Annotated in this window: 7 protein-coding genes and 1 pseudogene; 5 read left to right on the forward strand and 3 right to left on the reverse strand. The window is 75.8% G+C overall.

The genetic code is table 11. The features are described 5' to 3' along the window. From ABT112_RS34200 to ABT112_RS34210, 3 genes and pseudogenes are all read right to left on the reverse strand, one after another. Positions 1–1,239: pseudogene (locus ABT112_RS34200) on the reverse strand (hypothetical protein); the annotation flags it as partial. A gap of 10 nt (positions 1,240–1,249) precedes the next feature. Beyond that, on the reverse strand, positions 1,250–1,540 hold the full coding sequence (locus ABT112_RS34205; protein WP_351515715.1) for a MoaD/ThiS family protein: 291 nt from the start codon (positions 1,538–1,540) through the stop codon (positions 1,250–1,252). 407 nt (positions 1,541–1,947) lie between these two features. After that, positions 1,948–3,255: an alpha/beta hydrolase family protein gene (locus ABT112_RS34210; RefSeq protein ID WP_502975527.1), complete on the reverse strand. Its 1,308-nt coding sequence runs from the start codon at positions 3,253–3,255 to the stop codon at positions 1,948–1,950. A gap of 275 nt (positions 3,256–3,530) precedes the next feature. Here ABT112_RS34210 and ABT112_RS34215 point away from each other — a divergent pair, with 275 nt between their 5' ends. The 5 genes from ABT112_RS34215 to ABT112_RS34235 form a co-directional block, all read left to right on the forward strand. Next, entirely contained in the window at positions 3,531–4,343 is an 813-nt protein-coding gene (locus ABT112_RS34215) for a winged helix-turn-helix transcriptional regulator (RefSeq protein ID WP_351515712.1), read from the forward strand. Positions 4,344–4,367: 24 nt separating this feature from the next. Beyond that, the gene (locus ABT112_RS34220; protein WP_351515713.1) at positions 4,368–5,390 is read left to right on the forward strand and encodes a LacI family DNA-binding transcriptional regulator; all 1,023 of its coding nucleotides are present in this window, start codon (positions 4,368–4,370) and stop codon (positions 5,388–5,390) included. A gap of 158 nt (positions 5,391–5,548) precedes the next feature. Then, on the forward strand, positions 5,549–6,640 hold the full coding sequence (locus ABT112_RS34225) for a S1C family serine protease (protein WP_502975526.1): 1,092 nt from the start codon (positions 5,549–5,551) through the stop codon (positions 6,638–6,640). 353 nt (positions 6,641–6,993) lie between these two features. Beyond that, the gene (locus ABT112_RS34230) at positions 6,994–7,722 is read left to right on the forward strand and encodes a response regulator transcription factor (protein ID WP_351515714.1); all 729 of its coding nucleotides are present in this window, start codon (positions 6,994–6,996) and stop codon (positions 7,720–7,722) included. Beyond that, a partial coding sequence (locus ABT112_RS34235) for a sensor histidine kinase (RefSeq protein WP_351515717.1) occupies positions 7,722–8,981 on the forward strand: 1,260 nt, incomplete at its 3' end. The genes ABT112_RS34230 and ABT112_RS34235, both read left to right, overlap by 1 nt.

Genomic DNA, 8,981 nt, shown 5'->3' on the forward strand with positions numbered 1-8,981 from the left:
GTCGGAGGCGCCCCTGCCCGCCGGGTGCGGCCCGTCCTGCCGGCTCTGGCCGGCGGTCGGGTGCCCGCCGGTGGCCGGGTGCCCGCCGGCGGGCGGCGCCTGCGGCACCGGGCCGGTACGGGGAGCGCCGCGGTGCCCGGCGGCGGCCGACCCGGTCGGCTGCTCCGGCGGCAGCGGGCCCGGGCCTGGCCCCGGACCTGGCCCCGGACCCGAACCCGGACCCGAACCCGGGGCCGGGCCCGTGACGGGCAGGTACGCGGTCTCCTCGGACGCGGAACTCGGCGACGACTGCTGCTGGTACGGGGAGTCGCCCGCCCCGGCCTCCTGGTGCGTCAGCCCCTGCCAGACCTGGGTCGGCGGGGCCTCGCCGGTGTGTCCGGCCGACCAGCCCGCCGAGCCGTGGGACGGCTGCGGCGACTGCTGCCAGGCGGCACCCTCCGCCGGTGCGTGCGGCGGCGAGCCCTGCGGATTCCCCCGGCCGTACGCGCCCTGCGGGCCGTGCTGTCCCTGCGGCCCCGGCGGGGGCGGCGGGCTCTGCGGCGCGGGCCGGCCGGGATGGCCGTACGGGCCCTGTCCACTCCCCGGCATCTGCCGACCGCCCGGCGCCTGCGAGGCCTGCGGTGCCTGTGGGGCGTGCGGTGTCTGCGGGGTGTGAGGTGTCTGTGAGGCGTGCGGTGTCTGTGGGGCGTGCTGGGCGTGCGGCGCCGGCTGGGCGTGCCGGCCTTGAGGGGCCTGCGGTGTCTGCGGGGCGCCGTGCTGACCGGGACGGCTGTGCCGCCCCTGCCCGCCCTGCCCGCCGTGCGTCGGGTACGCGCCCTGCTGCGGGGTCTGCTGATGCCGGTTCTGTGTGGGCTGGGGGGCCTGTGTGGGCTGGGGGGTCTGTGTGGGCTGGGGGGTCTGCGGTGTCTGCGGGGTGTACGGGCCCTGCGGCTGCGCCGGGTACGGAGGGTGCCCGGACTGCCCGGACTGTCCGGCGTACCCGGGGTGCGTGCCGTGGTGCGGCCCCGCCTGGGACGGGTGCTGCCCCGTCTGGGACTGCTGAGTGCCCTGGGGCTGCTGGGGCTGTTGCGGGTGCCGGCCCCGGGGCGGCTGCTGGTGTGCGGTCTGCGGGTCCCGGGGCGTTCCGTACGGGTCGTAGTAGGCGTGGCGCGGCTCGTACGGCCCGCGGGGGTCCTGGGGGTCGAACGGCGGCTCGTACGGGCTCGGCGGCTCGTACGGGCCGTGCGGCTTGTCGCTCATGGTGTGGAGCTCACCCTCCTGCGAACGGCGGGAGCACTTCGACCGTGCCGCCCTCGGTCAGTGTCACCGTCTCGTGGCCCCGGGTCCCCACCGGGTCGCCGTCCACCAGGAACGAGCAGCGGAGCAGGACCCGCGCGAACTCCGGGTTCCCGGCGTGCCGCTGCCGGGCCGCCTCGAGCGCCTCGGCGAGGGTCGCCGCGTCGTAGCTCTCCGCGCCGGTTCCGGCGGCGGCCTTGGCGGCGGCCCAGTACTGGATCGTGCCGTGCGGCCGGCGCGCTCCGTCCGAACCGCTGGTGGCCACGGCCGCGTTCTCGTCCCGTGCGGCCTGGGCTGCGCCCATGGGGACTCCTGTCCTCGTTCCGTCGACGGCGTCCCTCGCGGGCGCCGCCCTCCATGATGGCGGGTACCGGTCGGCAGGCGTCGATCGCGGGGGCCGGACGGCAGGCGTCAGCCGTTCGGCGCAACCGGGGTCAACGGGTCCGGCACGGGTCCAGCGGGTCCGGCGCGGTCCGGCGCGGTCCGGCGCGGGCGCGGTGCGAGCGCGCCACGGGTCCAGTGCGAGTGCGGCGCCCGCGCCGTCGGCCCAGTGCCCGCCGCCCCGTCGCCGCCGGACCCCGCCGCCGGTCCCCGGTGTGGCCGGAGCCCCGCCGACCGGCCGCGGCGCGTCGGCCCCGCCGGCCCCGTCGGCCCTGGCGGGCCCCGGCTCCGTCAGCCGCCCTCCGGTACGGGCCGGGCCCGCTGTGTCCAGTCGCCGATGCGGGCCAGCAGGGCGTCGTCGGCCGCGTTCTCCGCATGGCCGAGGCCCGGTTCGATCCACAGCTCCGCCGCGCCGTTCGCGGCCCCGGCCAGCGAGCGCGGGTGGTCCAGCGGGAAGTACGGGTCCTGGTCGCCGTGGACGATCAGCAGCGGGACCGGGGCGATGTACGGCACCGCGCCGACCGGGGAGAGCGGCTCGGGATTCCAGTCCTCGGGGTGGATCCGGGTGCGCAGCCCGAGGCGCCCGACCAGCCGGCCCGCCGGGCGGGTGACGACCCAGTGCAGCCGCCGCATGGGCGCGGTGCCGCGGTAGTACCAGCGCGCGGGGGCGCTCACCGAGACGACCGCATCGGCGTGCGCATCCGTGCGCCCCGCGTCCGGAAGTCCGTTCAGGGGCCCGTTCAGGCGCCCGTTCAGAGACTCGCTCATGGGCCCGTGCCGAGGCCCGTTCAAAGGCCCGTTCAATGGCCCGTGCAGCGGCCCGTGCGGCAGCCCGTCCAGCGGCCCGTCCAGCGGCTCGTTCGGCGGCTCGTCCAGCGGTTCCCGGAGCAGGCCGCCCGGGCCTGCCGCGGCCGCCGGTCCGGGGCTGTCCGAGCCCGGTCCGAGGCTGTCGGTGGTCGGTCCGGGGCTGCCGGCGGTCCGTCCGGCGCCGTCGGCGCCCGCTCCGGGGCCGTCGGATCCCGGTCCGAGGCCGTCGGTGGTCCGTCCCGGGCCGTCGGCCGCCGCCCGTCCGAGGCCGTGCGGGCCGTACAGGGCGGCGTGCCGCAGGACCACCGAGCCGCCCATCGAGAAGCCCACGGTCGCCACCCGGGTGTGGCCCAGCGACCGCGCCCAGCGCACCGCCGCGGCCAGGTCGAGCACCTCGCGGTCGCCGAGCGTGGACCGGCCGCCGGACCGGCCGTGCCCCCGGAAGGAGAACGTGATCACCATCGCGTGCCAGGCGAGTGCCCGCGCCGCCCGCCGGACGGCCGGGCGGTCCAGGGCCCCGGTGAAGCCGTGCGCGACGACGATCGCCGGGCGGTCCGCGGGAGCCGCGAGGCCCTGCCCCGCAGGGCCCTCCGCCGGACCGCCGGCGGCGGGGCCGGCCGCCGCGCGCGGCCCGGTGAACGGGGTGCGGGCGGCCTCGATCCGCACCCCGTCATCGGTCCGCAGCCAGGTCCGGAGCGGGTCGGCGGGCCGGCCGCCAGGGATACGCGAGGTGATCGAGGGAACACGGGAACGTGACCGGGCGGCCTCGGAACCGGAGCTCATGTGGGCTATTCTGCTGGGAGAGGATCCGGGCAGCGACGCCCCCGGGTCCTTTCGTGCTTTCAGGAGCCCGCCCGCGCGGCGCGGCGCGGACGGGCTCCAGAGAGCAGGACCGTACGAAGCAGTGCCGCCAACTCCCCCCGTGCTCGAACGCCCGGGGAGCCCCGTCGCAGGGACCGAGGAGGATCCGACGTAATGGGCGAGCGAAGCGTGCAGGACCGTACCATCCGGACATATAGCTTCATTTTCCGTGACCTTGCGGATTCCCTGACCGAAGGGAGCATTCGATGAGCTCGCTGCTGCTCCTCACGAATGCCCTCCAGCCCTCCACGGAGGTGCTCCCCGCGCTCGGCCTGCTGCTTCACGGCGTACGGGTGGCCCCCGCCGAGGGCCCGGCCCTCGTCGACACCCCGGGTGCCGACGTCATCCTGATCGACGGACGGCGGGACCTCCCCCAGGTGCGGTCCCTCTGCCAGCTGCTGCGCTCCACCGGCCCCGGCTGCCCGCTGGTGCTGGTCGTGACGGAGGGCGGGCTCGCCGCCGTCACCGCCGACTGGGGAATCGACGACGTCCTGCTCGACACGGCCGGTCCGGCCGAGGTCGAGGCGCGGCTGCGGCTCGCCATGGGCCGTCAGCAGATCACCACCGACGACAGCCCGATGGAGATCCGCACCGGTGACCTCTCGGTCGACGAGGCCACCTACAGCGCCAAGCTCAAGGGGCGGGTGCTGGATCTGACCTTCAAGGAGTTCGAGCTGCTGAAGTACCTCGCGCAGCACCCGGGCCGGGTGTTCACGCGGGCGCAGTTGCTCCAGGAGGTCTGGGGCTACGACTACTTCGGCGGCACGCGGACGGTCGACGTCCATGTGCGGCGGCTGCGGGCCAAGCTCGGTCCGGAGCACGAATCGCTGATCGGCACCGTCCGGAACGTCGGCTACCGCTTCGTGGTGCCGGAGAAGGTCGAGCGCGCCGCGGAGGAGGCGAAGAACAAGGCCGCCTCCGACGCCGCACGGCCGGCGGACGGCCCCGGCGGCGCGCCGGGGCGCGCGAATGTCCGGGAGAGCGTGAAAGCCGGTTCCGCACGACCGGCCGAGAGCTGAGTCACCCCGCGTAGACTGCCGCGCGTGGCCAAGGTGACGCGTGATGATGTGGCAAGGCTGGCGGGGACTTCGACCGCCGTTGTCAGCTACGTCATCAACAATGGACCCCGGCCGGTCGCCCCGGCCACGCGCGAGCGTGTCCTCGCAGCGATCAAGGAGCTCGGCTACCGGCCGGACCGGGTCGCGCAGGCCATGGCGAGCCGCCGGACCGATCTCATAGGGATGATCGTCCCGGACGCGCGGCAGCCGTTCTTCGCGGAGATGGCCCACGCGGTGGAGCGGGCGGCGGCCGAGCGCGGAAAGATGGTCCTGGTCGGCAACTCCGACTACCTCGACGAGCGCGAGGTGCACTATCTGCGGGCGTTCCTCGGCATGCGGGTCTCCGGGCTGATTCTGGTCAGCCAGGGCCCCAGCGAGCACGCCGCCGCGGAGATCGACGCCTGGGACGCGCGCGTGGTGCTGCTGCACCGGCGGCCCGACGCGATCGACGACGTCGCGGTGGTCACGGACGACGTGGGCGGGGCGCAGCTGGCCACCCGTCATCTGCTGGAGCACGGGCACGCGTACGTGGCCTGCCTCGGCGGTGTGGAGGAGACCCCGGCCACGGGCGACCCGGTCACCGACCACATCGAGGGCTGGCGGCGGGCCATGCGGGAGTCCGGCCGCTCGGTGGAGGGGCGCCTGTTCCAGGCTCCGTACAACCGCTACGACGCCTATCTGGTGGCGCTGGGGCTGCTGGCGGGCCCGTACCGGCCGCCGGCGATCCTGTGTGCCACGGACGACCAGGCGATCGGGGTGCTCCGGGCCGCACGGGAGCTGCGGATCGACGTACCGGGCGAGCTGGCGGTGGCCGGCTTCGACGACGTGAAGGAAGCGGCGCTGACCGACCCGCCGCTCACCACCGTGGCCTCGGACCGCCCGGCGATGGCCCGCGCGGCCGTGGACCTGGTGCTGGACGACGGGCTGCGGGTGGCCGGTTCGCGGCGGGAGCGGCTGAAGCAGTTCCCGTCGGCGCTGGTGATCCGGAGGTCGTGCGGCTGCGGCTGACGGCCGCGGCGGCGAGCGGGGCGGCCAGGCGCGCGGGCGGCGTGCGGACCCGCACACTCAGGTCCGGGGCCCGTCCTTATGTCGGGCATACCGAGTTCTCTCGGGCTTCTCACGGATCTTTCAGGCGGTTCTCATGCTGCGGGCGGACCGTACATGACATGACCGACACCCGTGCGTATCCCGTTCCCCAGGGCCCGGACCAGGGCGCTTCCGCGTCCCGCCCGCCGCTCGACCCCCGGTTTCCGGCAGCGCCCGTCCAGGGGCCGACGCCGCCGTCCGCACCCGGTGGGGGAGGTGCGGGTGCCCGTCCGGGCGGGTGGGGCGGCTCCGGAGGCGGCGTTCCCGGGGCGGCTTCGGAGGCCGGGCCGCCCGGTGGGCACCGGCGGCGCGCCCGCCGGCCCGTGGCGCTCCTCGCCGCCGTCGCCCTCGCGGCGGCCGCGGTCGGCGGCGGGACGGCCCTCCTCGTGGAGCACGCCACCGGGGGAGCGGCCGGCGGCGGGAACGCGGTCGCCGGGACCACTGCGGCGGTGACGACGAAGGGCACGGTGGCGGGGGTCGCCTCCGCCGTCGCCCCGAGCGTCGTGGAGATCACCGCCTCCTCGCCGGGCGGGAAGTCCACCGGCTCCGGCGTCATCACCACCGCGGACGGCGAGATCCTCACCAACAACCATGTGATCTCCGGCGCTTCGTCGGTCACCGTGACCTTCCACGACGGCCGCACGGCCACCGCGAAGGTCGTCGGCACCGACCCGGACCTCGACATGGCCCTGCTGAAGGCCGAGGGCGTCAGCGGGCTCAAGGCGGCGACGCTGGGAAACTCGGACGCGGTGCAGGTCGGGGACCAGGTGGTCGCCATCGGCTCCCCGGAAGGGCTCACCGGCACGGTGACCAGCGGCATCGTCTCCGCGCTCGACCGGGACGTGACCGTGCGGAAGGACGGCGGGCAGCGCTCGCCCGGGGACGGCGACCGCTGGCCGTTCTCCTTCGGGGGCGGGCAGTACAACGGCGAGGTGGGCTCGTCGACCACCACCTACCAGGCGCTGCAGACCGACGCCTCGCTCAACCCGGGCAACTCCGGCGGCGCGCTGGTCGACATGGAGGGGCGGATCATCGGGATCAACTCGGCCATGTACACGCCCAGTTCCGGTGGCGGTGCGGCCTCGGGGGCGGCCGGCAGCATCGGACTCGGCTTCGCGATCCCGGTCAACGACGTACGCGGGATCCTCGACGACCTGCGGGACGGGGGCTGAGGGACGCGGGGAGTGAGGGGCGGGGACGGAGGCTGCGGTACGGGCCGGGGTGCGCGGGTGAACGGGCCCGCCCGTCGGGCGACCGGCTCCGGCGTCCGCGTGCGAGGCTGGTCCGGCGGCACCGGACCCGCGCACCCCGGCCCGTACCCGGAAGCCGGAGCCACCGGACGGCGACCCGACCGGTGTCCCCGACCGGTGTCCCCGCCGGGGGCGTACCACCGGCGACGCACCCGGGCGGACCGCCGGACCCGGGCCCGCGCCGCCTGCCCCACACGTACTGTCCGCACCCGCCCGTACCGCACCCACCACCCCCACCGAACCGATCCGCCGCTCCCACCCCCAGGTAGGCACCGATGAGCCCCGCCGAAGGCGACCACCGCATCCTGATCGTCGACGACGAACCCGCCGTCCGCGAGGCGCTCCAGCGCAGCCTGGCCTTCGAGGGCTACGGCACCGCGCAGGCCGTCGACGGCCTCGACGCGTTGGAGAAGGTCGACGCGTACCGGCCCGACCTGGTGGTGCTGGATGTGCTCATGCCGCGGATGGACGGGCTCACCGCCGCCCGCCGGCTGCGCGCCGCGGGGCTGACCGTGCCGATCCTCATGCTGACCGCGCGGGACACCGTAGGGGACCGGGTCACCGGGCTCGACGCGGGCGCCGACGACTACCTGGTCAAGCCCTTCGAGCTGGACGAGCTGCTGGCCCGCATCCGGGCCCTGCTGCGCCGCAGCTCGTACGCGTCCGCCGGCGGCGGCCCGGAGCCGGAGGAACGGGCGCTGGTCTTCGGCGACCTGCGGATGGACCTCGGCACCCGGGAGGTCACCCGGCGCGGGCGGGTGGTCGAGCTGACCCGCACCGAGTACACGCTGCTGGAGATGTTCCTCGCGCACCCGCGGCAGGTCCTCACCCGGGAGCAGATCCTCAAGGCGGTCTGGGGCTTCGACTTCGAGCCGAGCTCCAACTCGCTGGACGTGTACGTGATGTATCTGCGCCGCAAGACCGAGGCGGGCGGCGAGCCGCGGCTGGTGCACACGGTGCGCGGTGTCGGGTACGTCCTGCGCGGGGACGGCGGCGGCGAGTGATCCCGGCCTCCCTGCGCCGCATCCACCGGCTGCGACTGCGCTCCCGGCTGGCGCTGCTGACGGCGGTCGCCGTGGCGGTGGCGGTCGCGGTGTCGGCCTTCGCCTGCTGGTTCCTGACGCGGAACCAGCTGCGCGCGGAACTCGACAACAGCCTCCACAACACCAGCATCCCGCCCGGCTTCGTCGGCCAGCTGCTCCGGAACTGCCGGGACACCGAGCCGAACACCAACAAGGAGGTGCTGCCGGGCATCGCCAGCGGACAGCTGGTGCTGGCCGACGGCCACCGGTGCGTGGGGATCAACTCCCAGCCCGTCGAGGTCGAGCGGGTGGACGAGGAGGTCGCCGCCGGGCTGCGGGAGGAGGCGCTGCACGACGGCGTCACCGACAGCGGCGAACCCGTGCGGGTGCTGACCCAGCAGACCCAGGTGGGCAGCGCCGTCTCCGTGTCCCGGCCGCTGAGCGAGATCGACGGCGCGCTGAACACCCTGGCCCTGCTGCTCGCCGCGGTCGCCGGCGTCGGGGTGGTCGGGGCCGCCACGGCGGGCCTGTGGATCGCGCGGGCCGGGCTCAAGCCGGTGGACCGGCTGACCGGAGCGGTGGAGCACGTGGCCCGCACCGAGGACCTGGCGGTGCGGATCCCGGTCGAGGGCGAGGACGAGATCGCGCGCCTGTCGCAGTCCTTCAACGCGATGACCGCGGCGCTGGCCTCTTCGCGGGACCGGCAGCAGCAGCTCATCGCCGACGCGGGGCACGAGCTGCGGACCCCGCTCACCTCGCTGCGCACCAATATCGAGCTGCTGGTGCGCAGCGCGGAGACCGGCCGGGCGCTGCCGGAGGCGGACCGGCGCGAGCTGCTGTCCTCGGTGAAGGCGCAGGTCGTCGAGTTGGGGGCGCTCATCGGGGACCTGCAGGAGCTGTCCCGGCCGGACGCGGTGGCGGGCAGCGGGCCGCTGGAGGTCGTGGCGCTGCACGAGATCACCGGCCGCGCGGTGGAACGGGCCCGGCTGCGCGGCTCCGGCCTGGCCGTCACCACCGAGCTGGACCCCTGGTACGTACGGGGCGAGCCCGCCGCCCTGGAGCGGGCCGTGGTGAACCTGCTGGACAACGCGGTCAAGTTCTCCGGCGGCGGGACCGAGGGCGGCGCCGGGGGCCCGGCCGAGCCGTCGGCCGGGGAGTCCGGGGACGGACCGGCCGGCCGGCCGGGCGGTGCGGCCTCGGCGGCCGGTACGGGGCGGGCGGGCGTTCCGGCCGGGGGCGCC

The sequence above is a fragment of the Streptomyces sp. NPDC002055 genome (genome assembly GCF_040296705.1).
In the GTDB taxonomy this organism is placed as follows: domain Bacteria; phylum Actinomycetota; class Actinomycetes; order Streptomycetales; family Streptomycetaceae; genus Streptomyces.

Bases quoted from the DNA above. Each gene is read 5' to 3' on its own strand.
- ABT112_RS34215 (WP_351515712.1), top strand. From the start codon at position 3,531: ATGAGCTCGCTGCTGCTCCTCACGAATGCCCTCCAGCCCTCCACGGAG.
- ABT112_RS34225 (WP_502975526.1), top strand. From the start codon at position 5,549: ATGACCGACACCCGTGCGTATCCCGTTCCCCAGGGCCCGGACCAGGGC.
- ABT112_RS34230 (WP_351515714.1), top strand. From the start codon at position 6,994: ATGAGCCCCGCCGAAGGCGACCACCGCATCCTGATCGTCGACGACGAA.